A 17,174-nucleotide genomic window follows, 5' to 3' on the forward strand; every position below is an offset into this window, starting at 1 on the left:
TGTCGGAGATGTGGGAAACTCGGGCGCTGCGTAATAGGATTGCGCAAATCGGAGAATGGGTATGGCAAATGTTCTGATCGTTTTGGCGCATCCTGAGACGACGACGTTTACTGCGGAATGGGCGCGGGCGAGCGAGCAGGCATTTCGCGATCTTGGGCATGAAGTGGTGTGGTCGGATTTATGCAGTATGGCCTTCGATCCGGTGGAACGGCGCGGGCATTATGCAGGCGATTTGCCGTCGGGGCCGTTTGATGTTCTGCGGGTGCAGGAACAGGCGGCTGCGGCGGGCATGCTGCCCGGTGATGTGGCAGCGGAGATCGACAAAGTGCGGCGCGCGGATCGGATAGTCTTTCATTTCCCGATCTGGTGGTTTTCCCCGCCTGCCATTCTGAAGGGTTGGTGCGAACGGGTGTTGGCGCATGGGGCGCTGCATTCGGTGGATGAGCGATTTGATCGCGGCATGGGGCGCGGCAAGCGCGTGTTGTTTTGTGTGACGACGGGATCACGGGCGTCGGAAAGCGCGTTCAACGGCAAAGAGGGGGATGTCGAGATGTTGCTTTGGCCGCTGGCCTATGTGTTTCGGTATCTGGGGATGACCGTGTTGCGCCTCAAAGTCGTGCATGGGGTGCATGGGTATCATCGCGGCAGCCGCGAGGTTGAACTGCGGGAGCGATTGCGTGGGGTCCTGGCGGCGCATAAGGATCTTGTGGGCAGGTTCGATGAATTGCCGGTGATGGCGTTTAACTCGGATGATGAGTTTGATGAGCAGGGGCGGTTGAAGGCGGGGGCGGAGAGTTACTCTGGGTTTATTCGGCATGGGGGGTAGGTTGGAGTTCGGATCTATGACACAGAACCTAGATTTCGTGAATATCCGCTTCGAGCCCTTATTTACCAATGCTGCAGAGGCATAGTTTTGGCAAAACGTGCGAGAACCAAACGTTCGCTGCACGTGCGAAGCTTAGCCCGAGCTAACGAATAAGCAGCCATTCGTTGTCGATTGCGCAAACGCTATTTTGAGGGCAAGTGCGACGTTAGAAGCTCCGGTTCGTCAAAACAGAAACGATCGAGAGCGTTTCGGCTCGGACTAAATGAATCTGTTCACAACATTTTCCAAGCGTTCCTGCCGACCGGACTTAGGAATAGGATCGATACCGTCGTTTTCAACGCGTTCTGCGATCGAACTCAGGGTATCTCGCTTCAACATTTCAATATTTCTCGGCGAATTCCAACAATCATACCGCGCGGCGCGTGCTTCTTCCAAGATGCCGGATTTCAGAAGAGCTGCTGCCTTCTTCAATCCCTGCGCACAGATATCCATGCCACCAACGTGAGCCAGAATTAGGTCTTCTGGGTCAAGGCTCTGACGCCGCAATTTTGCGTCGAAGTTCGTTCCGCCGGTCGCGAATCCGCCTGCCTTGAGCACCTCATAGTAGGCTAGCGCGACCTCTGGAATATTATTCGGGAACTGATCGGTATCCCAACCGGATTGATAGTCGTTCCGGTTGATATCAATCGATCCGAAAATGCCAAGGCTTGCCGCCATTGCAAGTTCGTGTTCGAAACTATGCCCGGCCAGAATAGCATGGCCTTGTTCGATATTTACCTTAACTTCGTTTTCAAGACCGAACCGACGAAGGAACCCGTAGACCGTCGCGACGTCATAGTCGTATTGATGTTTGGTCGGTTCCTGTGGTTTCGGTTCGATCAGAATTGCACCATCGAATCCGATCTTGTGTTTGTAGTCCACGACCATCGATAGGAACCGGCCGGCCTGTTCAGCTTCGCGGCTCAGGTCGGTGTTGAGCAAGGTCTCATATCCCTCGCGCCCGCCCCAAAGAACGTAGTTTTCTCCGCCCAGTTTGTGGGTAGCGTCCATGCAAGATTTAACGGTCGCAGCAGCATAAGCAAACACATCCGGGTCAGGATTTGTGGCTGCTCCTGACATGTATCGACGGTGAGAAAACAGGTTCGCCGTGCCCCAAAGCAACTTTGCCTCGCTGGTTTCCATTTTCTCGGCAAACACGTCGACGATTTCTTCAAGGTTCCGGCGGCTTTCTGCAAAACTTTTGCCTTCAGGACGAACGTCCGCGTCGTGAAAACAAAAGTAAGGTGCGCCAAGAATTTCGAACATCTCAAACGCGACGTCTGCTTTCATCTTTGCCTGCTCCATCCCGTTTCCGAACCACGGTCGTTCAAACGTCTGCCCACCGAAAGGGTCGCCGCCCTCCCAAGCAAAACTGTGCCAATAAGCAACCGAAAACCGCAAATGATCTTCCATGCGTTTTCCAAGGACGATTTCGTCCGGGTTGTAATGGCGAAAGGCAAAGTCGTTGTCGGTTTCGGGGCCCTCGAATTCAATCTTCGAGATTCCATAAAAAAAGTCGGTCATTCTTGTTCGTCCTTGTAGCGGGCCATCACACATTCTAATTGCTATTCGACGCTTACCCAGGCGGAATTTCGATTCGAGGACCGAATACAGGCGTCAATGAATTGAACACCTAAAAGTCCGTCATTGATTGCCGGAAAATGCACATCTGACGGGATTGGATTGCCAGAGGCACGCGCGCGGATTGCAGTTGCGGCCTCGTCATAGATATTGGCGAAACCTTCTAGGTAGCCTTCTGGGTGTCCGCCGGGTGTTCGCGTCAATCGGTTTGCATGTTCATTCGCCCCAGCACCTCCGCGCGTTAGCAAACGTTTCGGTTCCCCAAACGGTGTGTACCAAAGATAGTTCGGATCTTCTTGCGCCCACTCCAAACCGCCCTTGGATCCGTAAACGCGAAGTTTGAGGGCATTTTCATTGCCGGGTGCGACCTGACTTGACCAAAGCATGCCACGCGCGCCACCTTTGAAACGCATCATGACATGAACGTTGTCATCCAAACGGCGCCCCGGAACAAAACTTTGCAAATCCGCGGCCAAACTTTCGATCTCTAGTCCCGTTGTGAAGCCCAACAGATTAAACGCATGGGTCCCAATGTCGCCCACGCAACCACCTGGACCAGATCGTGCCGGATCAGTCCGCCATTCTGCTTGTTTGTTGTCCTGACCCTCTTCGGGCTCGGTCAGCCAGTCTTGTGGATACTCTACTTGGACGACTCTAAGTTGGCCCAGCAATCCTTCCGCGATCATGTTCTGCGCCTGTCGGATCATAGGGTAACCGGTGTAGTTATGAGTCAGCACAAACAGGGCGCTTGTCGCTTCAACCGCTTTCATCAATTTCCGGGCGTCGGGCAACGTTGCGGTTAAAGGCTTATCGCAAATCACGTTAATTCCGCGCTTTAAAAACTCCTTAGCGACTGGGTAGTGCATGTGATTAGGCGTAACGATAGCGACGGCTTCAATCCCATCCTTCAACCGCGCCTCGCGTATGGCCATAGATTTGAAATCATCGTACGTGCGATCAGAGGCCAACCCAAGTGCTGCACCAGAGGACTGCGCCCGTTCTGGCGTCGATGACAGGGCACCGGCAATCAGGTCATAGTTACCGTCAATGCGCGAGGCAATACGATGCACCGTCCCAATAAACGCATCCGCGCCGCCACCCACCATGCCAAGGCGAATTGGTTTTTGTCCGTTCATGATGCACCTCCAATACCAAGAAGCCTGCAGTTCGCCGCTTCATCCGCGCCGCCACTGGCAAAATCATCAAAAGCCTTCTCAGTCAGACGGATCATGTGATCTTTGACGAATTGCGCCCCTTCTCGTGCACCGTCTTCTGGATGTTTCAGGCAGCACTCCCATTCTACAACCGCCCATCCGTCAAACCCATTGGCCGCCATTTTGGAAAAGATCGCCCCAAAGTCGACTTGACCGTCACCTAAGCTGCGAAATCGGCCGGCCCGGTCGACCCAAGGCTGGTAGCCTGAATAAACGCCCTGCCGACCGGTCGGATTGAACTCGGCGTCTTTAACGTGGAACATCTTTATCCGGTCTTTGTAGATATCGATGTTGTCCAGATAATCCATGCACTGAAGAACATAGTGGGAAGGGTCATAAAGCATGTTGGCGCGCGGATGATCGACCAGCTTGTCCAAGAACATCTCAAACGTGGCACCGTCGTGCAGGTCCTCGCCCGGGTGAATTTCGTAACAGACATCGACGCCCAAGGCATCGGCGTGGTCCAGAATTGGGCGCCATCGGCGCGCCAGTTCATCAAAGGCGGTGTCTATCAGGCCGGCAGGTCGTTGCGGCCATGGGTAAACAAACGGCCAGGCAAGTGCGCCCGAAAAGGTCGCATGGGCCGTGATGCCAAGATTATAGGATGCCGTAATGGCCAGTTTGACTTGATCTACCGCCCATTGTTGGCGGGCTTTCGGGTTTCCCTGAACTTCTGGAATGGCAAAGCCGTCGAATGCTTCGTCATAAGCGGGATGAACGGCCACAAGCTGGCCCTGAAGGTGGGTCGACAATTCGGTAATCTCGACTCCGTTTTCCTTCGCAACTCCAACAATCTCGTCGCAATAGGAACGAGAGCTCGCTGCTTTGCCTAAATCGAACAGCCGTCCATCCCAACTTGGAATTTGGACGCCTTTATAGCCACAATCAGCTGCCCATTTCGTAATGCTATCCCAGGAATTAAACGGGGCTTCGTCGCTTGCAAATTGGGCGAGAAAAAGCGCGGGGCCTTTGAGCTTACTCATTGAAAAAATCCTTATCTGTAGGGTGGCTATTGCTGAGAGGGGGCAATTGAATGCCCCCTCGATTGGCTTCCGTTTTCTAAATCCTAGAAGTGAGACTCTGGGAAATAGAACGCAGCCGCGTTTTCTTGTGTGATCAATGTCGCGCCAAGGATATAGCGTCCAGCGACCGGGCCGTTTGATTTGAACGCAGCTACAGTCACGTCCATTGCCGTTGCGATCATTGAAGGTGGGTACAACACGTCAACAGGCACAAGCGTGTTTCCGTCCATGATACCTTTGATGGTTTCCTTCATACCGGCACCGCCGACAACGAACATGCCGTTGCCGTCACGACCCGCTTGCTTAAGCGCCGCAACAACACCGATTGCGATGTCATCGTCCTGGGCCCAAACAGCGTCGATATCAGGGAAACGGCTTAGGAAATCTTGCATGACTTCAAAGCCATCGTCTGTCCGTCGTCAGGGTTTTGGGAACCAAGAGTTGCTTAAACAAGTAAAGAGTTTGGCTCGTCTGGTTGATGTTATTATGCGGCGCGCTGTCTGTGATGCAAGCGCCGCGCTTCGAGCGTCTTTCGTTTGATCCTTTCCCGTTGTCTTAGAATGGCTTTGTCACGCCCGAAGTAGACGTCGGCGGGTGTGACGTTGTTCAGGCTCTCGTGGTAGCGCTTGTGATTGTAGTGATCGACGAAGGCTTCGATCTGGGTTTCGAGGTCTCCCGGAAGGAAGTAGTTCTCCAATAGGATGCGGTTCTTCAGGGTTTGATGCCACCTCTCGATCTTGCCCTGTGTCTGGGGATGATATGGTGCGCCCCGAGAATGCTTCATGCCTTTGTCCTGCAGCCATTCAGCCAGATCGCCAGAGACGTAACTGGACCCGTTGTCGCTGAGGAGGCGGGGTTTGTGGATGACGTGAACCTGATCGCACCCTGATGCTTGTAGCGCCAAATCCAGGGTGTCCGTCACGTCCTCTGCCCGCATGTTCGTGCAGAGTTTCCACGAGATGATGTAGCGGCTGTAGTCGTCCAGGATTGTGCTGAGATAGAACCAGCCCCAGCCAAGCACTTTGAGATAGGTGAAGTCGGTTTGCCAAAGCTGGTTGATCGCAGTGGTCTTGTCTTTGAACTCGTTTGCCGCCTTGAGCACGATAAAGGCCGGGCTGGTGATCAGATCGTGGGCCTTCAGGGCCCGATAGACTGAAGATTCCGAGACGAAGTAGCGCTCCCGATCCGTGAACGTCACTGCCAGTTCGCGCGGCGACAGCTCCGTCTCCTGCAGCGCCAGCTTGACGACCTTGCGCCGGACTTCGTCGGGGATGCGGTTCCAGACATGTCTGGGCTTAGGCGCTTGATCCACAAGGCCAGCGTCGCCGCGCTGCCGATACCGATCATACCAACGGTAAAATGTGGTGCGGGGGATGCCCAGCTTTGCCAATGTTCGACGAGCAGACAAATGCGACCCCTCAACAAGCCGGATGATCTCCAACTTCTCAGATGCAGCATACCTCATTCTTGGTCGCCCCCACCGCCGGTCATGCTTTTTTTGAGAAGACGCAGTTCCAGTGTTTGCTCGGCAACGACCTCCTTCAGGTCTCGGGCTTCGCGGCGCAGGTCCTTGACTTCGTCGGTCGTAGCCGCACGCGCCGTATCTCCAGCAAGCCGCCGTTTGCCAGCTTCCATGAAGTCCTTGGACCATTTGTAGTAGATACCTTGAGATATTCCCTCACGACGGCACAACTCAGCAATGCTGTCTTCGCCACGCAAGCCATCCAGCACGATCCGGATCTTCTCTTCTGACGAATACTGTTTGCGCGTCGCGCGCTTGATCTCTTTGACGATCTTCTCGCCGGGGCTCCTGCGAGTTCCAGTTGTCTGTCTCATGTCCCACTCCTCAGTGGTTACGATGAGCCAACAACTCTCTCTTATCAAATTAACCTAATTGGACCCATAGGCGCTGACTTCAGACACCATCGTCCCGGTTCCAGTTGGCGTGCTTGTGATCCAATACATTGATCCCGGACCCTTCGATTTCTTCCATAAAGGCATCAAAGCGCTCATTGTCGATCAGTGTAGGGATACCGCGCAGGATGACGATGTTATCGCCAGATTCCAGGCGGCTTTTCATATAAACTGCAGACACCCGCCCAAGTTCAGGGTTGTTGCCCGCGACATAGATGTCTTCAATCCCCGGCTGGCTTAGACCACGGTCAACAACCGTAATAAGCGCGCCCGATTTCTTAACGTTCAAAACCGGATCCGTCAGAGGCTCGGATTCAAACGGCAACACCACCAAAGCGTCGATGTTATGGACCGACACGAGGTCTTCCAGTGCGCTGGCTTGTGCGCTTGGATCAGGTGAGTTGATCAGGACCAAATCGATGTCTGGGTACAATGCTTCAAGACGCTTTTCGGCCTGTTCGGCGTGCCAGTTCATACCAGCCGCCCATGCGTGGGTTGGTGTCGGATAGCTGACGCCGATCTTGATGTCTTGGGCTGCGACTGCGCTTGCCGTAAGCGCAATGGCGCTCGCAGCAAGGGCTGTGCTAAGTGTTTCAAGGTTTCTCATGATCTCTCCTCCAGATGAGAATTGGGCGCACTTATCCTGTCCGGTGACGCCCGGTTTACTTTAAATTTGGGGGACAGGGTCCCGGTTCAGAGTGGTGGTCTTAGGTCGACTTGGATTTGGCCTTGCCCCAGCTTCCCCGCTGGAGCCAGACCGCGATGATGATGATAAGACCCTGCATCGTTCCATTCAGGTAGTTCGATATAAGGTCGGTGAAGTTCAGGATGTTCCCGATTGTCGTCAGAATTAGCGCGCCGATTATCGTGCCGCCCACGCGGCCATAGCCACCTTTAAGGACCGTGCCGCCAATGATGACCGCGGCAATGGCCTCAAGTTCCCAAAGAACCCCGGTCGATGAAGATGCTGACCCAAGGCGCGGAACATAGATGATTGTGGCGATCGATACGCAAATCCCTTGAATGACGTAGGTCCATGTTTTGATGCTATCGACTTTGATGGCAGAGTATTTGGCGACGGCTTCGTTGGATCCGATTGCAGTGCAATACCGCCCGAATGCCGTGCGGTTCAACAGCAACCATCCTAGGATTGAAACGATGATAAAGGCCCAAACCGGGATCGGTAGACCCATAAATGTATCGTAATAGATCGGGCGATAAACACCGCGCAGATCGAAATCTAAGGACAAGGTCCCACCGTCTGCAAAATACGTAACCAGCGACCGATAGATCCCCATCGTACCAAGCGTCACGATGAAGGCTTCGATCTTACCTTTGGTCGTCAGAATTCCGTTGATCCAACCGGCGCCGAGGCCCAGAAGGATTGAACAGCCGCATCCTAGGATAACCGTCGCGACACCCGCACCTAGAGTATCAATGGCGCCGTTCATGATGATGATCATGACACCGGAAATCGCGGCGGCCATGGATCCAACCGAAAGGTCGATCCCGCCTGCGGTAATAACGAACGTCGCACCAATGGCGATGATTCCAATGAACGCGGAACGGGTCAAAAGGTTGGTCAAATTGCCTTCGCTTAGGAAGGCCGGGTTAATCAAAAACCCAATGATGCATAAAATCGCAAGCGCAATTGCAGGTCCGGCCGTCTTGATATCAAGATGAAATCGGCGAGGCTTGGCGGCAATTTTCGTATCAGTGGCAGTCATTGTCTTGCCTCTCTTTTCAGTCCAGCGGCATATCGCACTATTTCATTTTCGTTGATGTCATCGCCCGTCAAAATTCCCATGACTTGCCCGTCCCGCATTACAACAACGCGATGGCTGACACCGATGATTTCGGGCATTTCGGACGAGATGATCACAACCGAAACACCTTCGGCCGCGAGGGCGGCGATGAAGTGATAGACTTGCTGTTTCGTTCCAACATCGATGCCCCGAGTTGGTTCGTCGATGATGACAACACGGGGCTCGCTTTCCATGACTTTAGCCAACAGCAATTTCTGCTGATTGCCACCGGACATGTCCCCAACGTTGATCCCAGGATCCCGCGCCCGAATGTCAAACCGGCGGATTGCACGTGCAAGCGCTTTGTCTTCGGCTTTCGTATCGATCCCAAAGCGACCCACAAACCTAGGCAGGGAAAACAGCGTCAGATTTGGCCGCATCGTTTTATCCAACAACAGCCCCTTGGCTTTCCGATCCTTTGTGAGATAGGCGAGCCCGGCGTCCCGCGACGCCGCTACAGAGATGAATTGCACCTCGGCACCGTCCAGTTTGATAACACCGTCGAATACTGGCGCCAATCCACAAATCGCTTCAAAAACCGCAGAGCGTCCGGCGCCGATCAGCCCTGAAAATCCCAAGATTTCGCCTTTGCGAAGGTCAAAGCTCACATCGGTCGCACCGATTGTGCTTAAACCCCGAACTTCCAAAACCCGTTCGGCATCGACATCGACTTCCCGCATTGGTGGGTAAAGATCGGAAAGTTCGCGTCCGACCATCATTTGCGCCATCGCGTCCAGCGTCAGATCACTTGCAGGCTTCGTGCCAATCCATTGACCGTCCCGCAAGATCGTGACCCTGTCCGAGATTGCTTTGACCTCTGCCAACTTATGGGACACGAAAACGATCGCGACACCTTGTTTCTTTAAATTGATGACCTGTTGAAAAAACAGCTCGGTCTCGGCTTCGGTCAGAACCGCCGTGGGTTCGTCCATAATCAAAACACGTGCATTTCGGCTGATTGCTTTCACAATCTCAACCATCTGCTTTTGAGCAATCGAAAGATCGGCAATGCGCGCAGACGGCGAAATGTCGATCCCGATATCATCCAGATGAGATTTGACGGCAGCGCGCATCGCAGCTCGATCTAAAACCCCATTTCGCGAAATTTCACGCCCCAGGAATATGTTTTCCTCGACCGTCATTTGTTCGGCTAGGTTTAGTTCCTGGTGGATCAAAACGATCCCAAGCTTTTCGGCTTCTCCATTCGCGGGAAGCAGAATTTCTTCACCATCAAAAAGGATCTTACCGGAAGTCGGTTCGTGAAACCCTGACAGAATCTTCATCAAAGTCGATTTGCCGGCCCCATTTTCACCGATCAGCGCATGCACTTCACCGGGGCGTATATTCATACTGATGCTGAACAACACTGGGACCGAGCCGAAGGATTTGCTGATCCTGTCTGCTTCAAGAATTGAAATGCTATGCGGTTGCCCGTCTGGCATTGTTCCTAGTTCCTCCCAGTAAAACGGCCATTTTTAACGGCTCGTTGGAGATTGTGTAAACCTTTACATAACTAAATGTAAACCTTTTCACATACTAGTTTCACCGCTATACCACCACTAAGCACTTGGAATTACTTAGCGAAACCAACGGTGGCGCTTCCCATAAACAAGGACCGGATTTGTTGCCCAGCGGACCAGAAAGACCTGCCACGATCGAAGACGTGGCCAAGCTTGCAGGTGTTTCTATTGCCACTGTAAGCCGTGCGATTCGGATGCCCGAGAAAGTCGCGGAAAGCACCCGCAAGCGTGTAACAACAGCCATTGCCCGCACGGGCTACACGGCCAACGCGATGGCTCAAAACCTTCGAATGCAACGATCCAAGATGGTCATGGTGCTGACACAATCTATCGCAAACGCCAACTTTCCTGGCATTCTTACCGGTCTCGAAAAGGTCGCAAACGAGCGAGGCTATGGGGTTCTGATCGGGAATACCGAAGGATCAATCGCCTTAGAAGAAAATCATATGCGGTTTTTGTCTGCGGGTATGGTTGACGGCCTTATTCTATTGACAGGGCATCTCCCTGTGGCAGGCGCTCCCAAAAGCCCGGTTTCGGCATTTCCCCCAATGGTCGCTGCAACACAACCGGTTGAACTGGAGGACATACCATTCGTCGGCATTGATGACGTCGCGGCGGCAAAAATGGCCACCGAATACCTGGTGTCCTTGGGACACCGCAAAATCGTCTACATATCATCAGATCGAAGCGACGCCGTGTCCGATCTTAGATTTGATGGGTACCGAAAGGGGATCGCCGAAGCCGCCGGTTCAATCACAGAGTGGTTGGTTGAAAGCGACGGCACCAGCGAAGGTGGTCGCGCCGCGGTCGAACGGCTTTTCATCAAAGATACCCTCCCAACCGCTTTCTTTTGCTTCAACGATGAAACGGCCATCGGCGTGATCAGTGCGCTCCAGCTGCGCGGGCGAAGGGTGCCCGAAGAATTTTCGGTTGTCGGCTTCGACGACATTCCTTTTGCCAACAACATTACACCTGCTTTAACCACGATACGTCAGCCCAGGCTTCAGATTGGTGAGACAGCAATGTCTTGCCTTTTGGACGGATTAGTTGGGGGGCCCAGTAGCGAGCAATTGATGCACGGGGATCTTGTCGTGCGCGAAAGCTGTGGCCCAGCTCCATTCGACAGTTAAACTTCGACGGGCGTCGCCGCCAAGTAAGCAACGCAGAAATCACTTCATTGCGATCGATCAGACGTCTAGGATGTAAAACTACATCTTTAGATCTGACTTCCGCGGCAACTTAAATCATCGGATAACTTGAGCCATTAGGCGCACTCTTTTTGTTAGGTTTTCGAAATACCACTTTTTTCCGCCTTGCAGCCTTCCGCAACCATCGCGGCGAAAGGCAGTTTTGTCCGCGTTGTGTGAGTTAAGACGGGCCGCAGCGAACGGCCAAATTTCCTAGACCAGCCGTTCGAACATTTTGCAGCGAAGGTCTCGAAAGAGCCCATTTTGACCGATGCTGCGCGGTGCACAAATGTCCGGTTTTCGAATCGAGACAAGAGCTGCGTCACTTGCAGGCAGGCTTTCAAGTTTTCAACCTGCCGCGCCAGGGCGCTTTGCCTATCCCGTCGGTCGAGCCTTGGACCTCGGCTGGATGCCAACGCATTGGCCCAAAACTATTTAACCACTTCAATTTTGCTGCGATTCAATGAAATCGCGATGGCGGCAATAAGCAGCAGACCCAGGGCGACTTGACTCCAGGAAGGTGGCACGCCGGCAATCGTCAGTCCGTTTCGGACAATGGTCAGGGTCAAAGCGCCAATGATCGTTTTGACAACACTGCCATAGCCACCGGTCAGGGGGGTGCCGCCGAGGGCGACGGCAGCGATGGCGTCGAGTTCCATCATCATTCCTGCCTGCGGTGTAGCCGCCCCGGCGCGGGCAAGATTGACGCAGGCCGCGAGGCCCACCATCAGACCGGCAGCGGCAAACACCTTGATTTTAAATGTCGTGACGTTGATGCCCACGAGGCGCAGCACTTTCTCGTTACCGCCGACGGCACGCAACTGCTGACCGAATACGGATTTCTCATAGAACGCCCACATCACAAGCGCGACGATTGCCGCAAGAATAAAGATCGCCGGAAATTTACCCATCGAAAGCAGCCACGGTGCCGCAACCGAAGAGATGTTCCCCCCTGATGCCCCGCTATCGGACGTGATATAGATGGATGTCCCATCAGACATAATGATGACCAGCGCGCGGACGATGATGAGCATGGCTAGCGTCGTGACAAAGGACGGGATCTTTAGAAGCGAGATGATGCAGCCGTTGACCATGCCGACAAATCCGCCGGCAAGAACACCGAGGATCAGGCCCGCATCACCGAACCAAAGCATACCAAGTGCGCCAAGAAAGGCCGAGAAGGCAAGGCTCGACCCGATGGAGATATCGATCGATCCGGTCGTGACGATCATCAGTTGCGCAAATGCCAGAAGTAACAAAACGGGCGTTTGCTGGGCGATGAATGTCCAGTTGCGAACGGACATGAAACGGTCGCCCGAGATAGCCCAGAACATCAGGACTACCAGCGCGATGGCGATGAAAGGCACATAGTCGCGCAATTTCTCGACCCTCTCTGGGGTCAGTAGTGGTCGGGCTGTTGTGGTATCTGACATGGAGTTTCTCCTCATTCGCCCAATGTGATGGCTTTGACGAGCCGGTCTGATGTGATTTCGTCGCGTTTGAATTCACGTGATGTGACACCGTGGTGGGTGACAATGATCCTGTCTGCCAGACGACGCACCTGATCAAGGTTGTGACTGATCAGGATAAATGACGTGCCGTGTTGATCGCGGACATCCTCGACCAATCGCTCCACTTCTCCAGTTTCATTGGGGCCAAGAGCGGCAGTCGGTTCATCAAGAATGACAATGTAGCTACCCCAGGCGATCGCGCGACCGATGGCGATGCTTTGTTGTTGGCCGCCCGACATCGACGAAATCGGTTGAGACAAGTCTTGAACGGTGGTGACGTTGAGTTGTTTGAGCACCTCTCGCGTCTTTTTTCGCATCTTTCCTTCGTCAACGAACAGCCCCCACTTTCGGGGAATACGGCCAAGAAACAGATTGTAGGGGGCAGTCATGTTAGGAACCAGCGCAAGGTCCTGGTAGACAACTTCGATCCCGCAGGCCTGCATATGAGACACGCTATGATCCGCCCGAGTTACCTCAACCCCTTTGATGTATATGCGTCCGCTGTCGGGCACATGGGCACCGGACACGATCTTGGCCAGGGTCGATTTCCCAGCCCCGTTTCCGCCCACGATCGCAACCACTTCACCCTGCTTGAGGTCAAATGAGCCATCGCGCATCGCCTGAACACCACCGAAGGATTTCGTCACGTGCTCGACCGTCAAGATTGGCTCCTGATCTGATCCGTCCATTTCAAATCTCCCCTTTATTCAGTTCGTCGGCCACATTGCTTTCTACGTCTCGCACGGCGCCCAAATAGGTTTGCGAAAACACGTCTAAAAACGTTCCAGTGAGGACGGTGTCCTCGGCCAAGTTGCTAAGCTCAATGTCGACCGAGCGGTACACGCTCGGAAGCACGGCCTTTTCCACCTGTGCCTTGATTGCATTCAGGAATTGCTCGCCGAATTGAACATATTCGTCGCCGATCACAATCAGGTCCGGATTGGCAAAGTTGATGCAGTTTGTAATGCCTTGCGCCAGATAGAGCGCGACCTTGTTGACCTCTTCGGTCGCGACGGAGTCGCCATCCGCATAGGCTTCTACCACGTCAGGGAAAGTCGCATCCTTTGTCAGACGTGTGGTCGCCCGTTCGCTTACTGCACGTAAAAGCGCAATTCGGGATGCAAAAAGTTCCAAACAGCCGGTGTTTCCGCATTTGCACACAGGGCCATCAACCTTGATCGAAGTGTGCCCCAACTCGCCCGCCAGACCAAGCGCGCCGCGATAAACCTCGCCGCCAACAACAAGGGCCGAACCGATACCTTGGCCAGCCGAAACATAGAGCAGCACCTTCGCGCCATTCTTGCGCGCGGTGTGTCGCCATTCAGCGAGCGCTGCGGCTTTCGCGTCATGGGTGGAAAAGAAGGGCACATTCGGAAACCGCGATCGAAGCTCGGGGATAAGGTCAAAGCCCTGCCACTCGGGGCTTTCGGTAATCAGGATAACACGCTCGTCGCGTTCCAGAAACGGGCCGGGCACGGCAATGCCGATGCCGTCGATTTGTTTCAAACCGCCGATCCGCCGTTCCGTCGCTTGTGCGATATCAGCGAACGTCTCCGCTGCGGGTTGTCCGCGCGAGATGGGATATTCTTCCGGTTCGATGGGGTCGCCGCGCAGGTTGAACGCGGCGATTGAGAAGCTGCGCCGTTGAAGGCGCAAACAAAGGATGTGCCGCCCTGTTGCGGAGAATTCGAGGTTGATCGAGCGCCTGCCGCGGGCCCCTTTGACAAGGCCGACCTCTTCGACAATCCCGTTTTCCAGCAAGGGACCGATCGCGCGGGTCACGGTTGCCTGGTCGAGGCCCGACACCACGCTGATGTCCTTGCGCGAACATGTTCCAAGGTCATGAAGTGCCTTCAGAATGACCTGACGGTTGTGGCCCTGCACGCCCTCAATCGACAATCCCTTGCGTGTCGTCTTCATTGTACGCTGCCTCCAAGCCGCTGATATGTCCAGCATAGTCGGAGTTGCTTGCAATCTACAATGAATTGATGGCACCAGTCAGACATCTGTCCGCTCAAGATACAGGATGTCTTCGGGCATGCGCCCGTTTCGGATGGATTGAGCGTTTGGCATATCGGTGCGATCGATTTTCACAAAGGCCTCCTCTTTCGATCGTCCGCTTCTCTGGTGCCGTGCCAGAAGCCTGTTGCGGAGCACGTCGTCAGGGGCATCGGTGAAGACGCACAGGTCAAAGCCGGTGGCAGCAGTTGCCCAAGGCTCTGCAGAGGTCAGCACGTAGTTGCCTTCGATCACGAAGGCCTGTTCGCCACCGGAAATGCGGGTGCCTTCTGGAATAGGCTCGTGCCTTTGACGTGAATAGACCGGCCACCAGAAAGCGCATCTTTCCTTCAACCGCCGGACGGCCGCAACCAAGGCCTCGGCATCAAAGGTATCAATCCGACCTTTCGCGGCGTTCAGCCCGCGTTTCTTCAGTTGCGCATTGGTCAGATGAAAGCCGTCCATCGGGCAGAACCGGGTTTCTATTCCCGCCGCGACTAGATCAGCAACCAGCCATTCCGCCAGAGTGGATTTGCCCGATGCAGGCGGCCCGGCAATGGCGACCAGAAATGGTGCGGCCGCGCCGTCAATCCGGTCGGAGACGGCCTGCAGCAGTGCTTCATATGTGCTTACCGTCTCAACCATGCATCCAGATCCGTGTGCCTGCCGTTTCGCAGGATATTGCGGCGATCCGATTGGCGCTGTTCAAGGCTTCGACAAAATTGCCTGTCGCTGTGAAGGCATGGCAAAAGGCACCGTGGAAGATGTCGCCTGCCCCCATCGTGTCGACCGCCGTCACCGAAACAGCCGGGATTTCACCCGAGGTGTCGCCGTCCTTCCAGATCAAACCGTTTGTTCCGCGCGTAATGGCCCAGCGGGACAACCCCATCTCGGCGCACATTTCCGCAAAGCCTCTACGCCCTTTGACAAGGAACACTTCCGAGACGACGGGAATATAGGCAAGGCGCAGGAAGTCGGGCGACCAGTCTTTCCAGCCGCCTCCATCCAGAATGACGGGGCGGTCAAATGCGCGGATGTCGTCGTAGTGTTGCTCGACAAAGGGACGCTCGTATTGGTCGAGTTGGATCAGGTCGAAATCACTTGCGAACAGGTCCGCGCCATTCTTGAGGCGCGCGCAATCGTCCTGGGCATCGTTGACGATCATGCGTGTGCCCAGACTCCGCGTGGAAACGACAGTGGACAGCGGGATAATATAGTCTGGATCAGCACAGATATCGCGCAGATCAACGCCGTGGGCGTTCAGATCATCAGTCACGAAATCGCGCACCAGACCCGGCGCGCCCATGGAAGACGCCAGGGTCGCATCGCCGCCCAGATGCGCGAAGGTCACGGCGGCGTTCAGAGACGATCCCCCCGGTATCAAGTCGTTCGACAGCGCTTTGGTCTTTCCGTCCGGTCCGGGGAAGTCCTCGACCAATGCCGTTACGTCCAGCACCGAGCGCCCTATGAAAAGTGCGCGGCTCACGCGGCGGCCACGGAAGGTTCAAGTGCGCGCTCTGCATAGCGTGTGGCCATATCGGCCAGCGAAATCGGCTTGACCTTGTACGCCTTTCCCGCGGTTCCAAACCGTTCGAACCGGTCGCGGACCAGCGCTTCAAGCTCATCCATCGCCGCCAGGATGAAGGCGCGCGGGTCAAAGGCCATCGGATTCTCCTCTGCGAAGCAGCGCATCGCTCCGGACATCGCCATACGGCAATCGGTGTCGATGTTGACCTTCCGGACGCCGTGACGAATGCCGCGTTCAATCTCTTCGACAGGCACGCCCCAGGTTTGTGGCATCTCGCCACCGTGGGCGTTGATCAGGTCTTGCAAATACTGCGGTACAGAACTGGAGCCATGCATTACCAGATGGGTTTCGGGCAACCGCTTGTGGATCGCTTCGATCTGCGCCATCGACAGGATGTCGCCATCCGGGGCACGTGTGAACTTGTAGGCCCCATGCGAGGTGCCGCAGGCAATGGCCAGCGCATCAACCTGGGTCGCCGCGACAAAGTCGGCGGCCTGATCGGGGTCGGTCAACAACTGGTCGCGGTCCATCTTGCCGACAGCACCTGATCCGTCTTCCTCTCCGGCTTCGCCCGTCTCCAAGGAGCCGAGCACACCCAATTCACCTTCGATCGACGCGCCCATCCAGTGGGCGATCTGCGCCACCCGGCCTGTGATGTCTACGTTATGCTCATAATTGGAAGGAGTTTTGCCGTCCTCCAATAGCGAACCGTCCATCATCGCCGAGGTAAACCCCGCGCCGATGGCACTCACACAGGCCTGTTCATTGTGGCCATGATCCTGATGCAAACAGATCGGATTGTCGGGGTACATTTCGGCCAGTGCCTTTACGATCCCGACAATCATCCTGTCGCCGGCATAGACGTTGCGCACGTTCAGGCTGGCCTGCAGGATCACTGGCGCGTCACAGGCCCGCGCAGCGTTCATGATTGCTAACCCCTGCTCCATATTCGAAATGTTGAAAGCAGGCACGCCGTAGCCATGTTCAGCGGCATGATCGAGTAGTTGTCGGAGAGTTATCAAGGGCATG

At 54.8% G+C, this 17,174-nt stretch carries 13 protein-coding genes and 3 pseudogenes; 2 read left to right on the forward strand and 14 right to left on the reverse strand.

Annotation, left to right across the window (positions count from 1 at the left end; genetic code table 11):
- The first annotated feature begins 61 nt into the window (after positions 1-61).
- Positions 62-826: a flavodoxin family protein gene (locus tag GKR98_13730; GenBank protein QMU59157.1), complete on the forward strand. Its 765-nt coding sequence runs from the start codon at positions 62-64 to the stop codon at positions 824-826.
- A 258-nt stretch (positions 827-1,084) separates the two neighbouring features.
- Here GKR98_13730 and xylA read toward each other — a convergent pair whose 3' ends face one another.
- The 8 genes and pseudogenes from xylA to GKR98_13770 form a co-directional block, all read right to left on the reverse strand.
- On the reverse strand, positions 1,085-2,389 hold the full coding sequence (gene xylA, locus GKR98_13735) for a xylose isomerase (protein QMU59158.1): 1,305 nt from the start codon (positions 2,387-2,389) through the stop codon (positions 1,085-1,087).
- A 41-nt stretch (positions 2,390-2,430) separates the two neighbouring features.
- Entirely contained in the window at positions 2,431-3,552 is a 1,122-nt protein-coding gene (locus tag GKR98_13740; GenBank protein QMU60106.1) for a gfo/Idh/MocA family oxidoreductase, read from the reverse strand.
- A 26-nt stretch (positions 3,553-3,578) separates the two neighbouring features.
- Positions 3,579-4,643 carry a TIM barrel protein gene (locus tag GKR98_13745; protein QMU59159.1) on the reverse strand — a complete coding sequence of 355 codons (1,065 nt, stop codon included), beginning with the start codon at positions 4,641-4,643 and terminating at the stop codon, positions 3,579-3,581.
- A gap of 83 nt (positions 4,644-4,726) precedes the next feature.
- Positions 4,727-5,092, reverse strand: a pseudogene (locus GKR98_13750) (substrate-binding domain-containing protein).
- 74 nt (positions 5,093-5,166) lie between these two features.
- A protein-coding gene (locus GKR98_13755; protein ID QMU59160.1) for an IS3 family transposase occupies positions 5,167-6,518 on the reverse strand; the annotation gives its coding sequence in 2 pieces (ribosomal slippage) (positions 5,167-6,180 and positions 6,183-6,518; 1,350 coding nt in all).
- Positions 6,519-6,603: 85 nt separating this feature from the next.
- Positions 6,604-7,203, reverse strand: a pseudogene (locus GKR98_13760) (substrate-binding domain-containing protein).
- Between the two features lie 100 nt (positions 7,204-7,303).
- The gene (locus tag GKR98_13765) at positions 7,304-8,323 is read right to left on the reverse strand and encodes an ABC transporter permease (GenBank protein QMU59161.1); all 1,020 of its coding nucleotides are present in this window, start codon (positions 8,321-8,323) and stop codon (positions 7,304-7,306) included.
- Positions 8,320-9,843: an ATP-binding cassette domain-containing protein gene (locus tag GKR98_13770; GenBank protein ID QMU59162.1), complete on the reverse strand. Its 1,524-nt coding sequence runs from the start codon at positions 9,841-9,843 to the stop codon at positions 8,320-8,322. Before GKR98_13770 ends, GKR98_13765 begins: the two co-directional genes overlap by 4 nt.
- 200 nt (positions 9,844-10,043) lie before the next feature.
- On the opposite strand from GKR98_13770, the pseudogene GKR98_13775 reads away from it, so the two are divergent.
- Positions 10,044-11,051, forward strand: a pseudogene (locus GKR98_13775) (LacI family DNA-binding transcriptional regulator).
- A 488-nt stretch (positions 11,052-11,539) separates the two neighbouring features.
- On the opposite strand, the gene GKR98_13780 reads toward GKR98_13775, so the two are convergent.
- From GKR98_13780 to GKR98_13805, 6 genes are all read right to left on the reverse strand, one after another.
- Positions 11,540-12,541 carry a hypothetical protein gene (locus GKR98_13780; GenBank protein ID QMU59163.1) on the reverse strand — a complete coding sequence of 334 codons (1,002 nt, stop codon included), beginning with the start codon at positions 12,539-12,541 and terminating at the stop codon, positions 11,540-11,542.
- 11 nt (positions 12,542-12,552) lie between these two features.
- On the reverse strand, positions 12,553-13,308 hold the full coding sequence (locus GKR98_13785; protein QMU59164.1) for an ATP-binding cassette domain-containing protein: 756 nt from the start codon (positions 13,306-13,308) through the stop codon (positions 12,553-12,555).
- Position 13,309: 1 nt separating this feature from the next.
- Entirely contained in the window at positions 13,310-14,539 is a 1,230-nt protein-coding gene (locus tag GKR98_13790; protein QMU59165.1) for an ROK family protein, read from the reverse strand.
- A gap of 78 nt (positions 14,540-14,617) precedes the next feature.
- Positions 14,618-15,262 (reverse strand): hypothetical protein, encoded by a 645-nt coding sequence (locus GKR98_13795; GenBank protein QMU59166.1) that lies wholly within the window; start codon positions 15,260-15,262, stop codon positions 14,618-14,620.
- A complete protein-coding gene (locus GKR98_13800; GenBank protein ID QMU59167.1) occupies positions 15,255-16,103 on the reverse strand; it encodes a hypothetical protein in 849 nt (282 codons plus the stop codon). Before GKR98_13800 ends, GKR98_13795 begins: the two co-directional genes overlap by 8 nt.
- Complete coding sequence (locus tag GKR98_13805; protein QMU59168.1) at positions 16,100-17,173, reverse strand: fructose-bisphosphate aldolase class II; 1,074 nt, start codon at positions 17,171-17,173, stop codon at positions 16,100-16,102. Before GKR98_13805 ends, GKR98_13800 begins: the two co-directional genes overlap by 4 nt.
- Between the last annotated feature and the right edge of the window lies 1 nt (position 17,174).

The sequence above is a fragment of the Boseongicola sp. genome (assembly GCA_014075275.1).
Taxonomy (GTDB): Bacteria; Pseudomonadota; Alphaproteobacteria; order Rhodobacterales; family Rhodobacteraceae.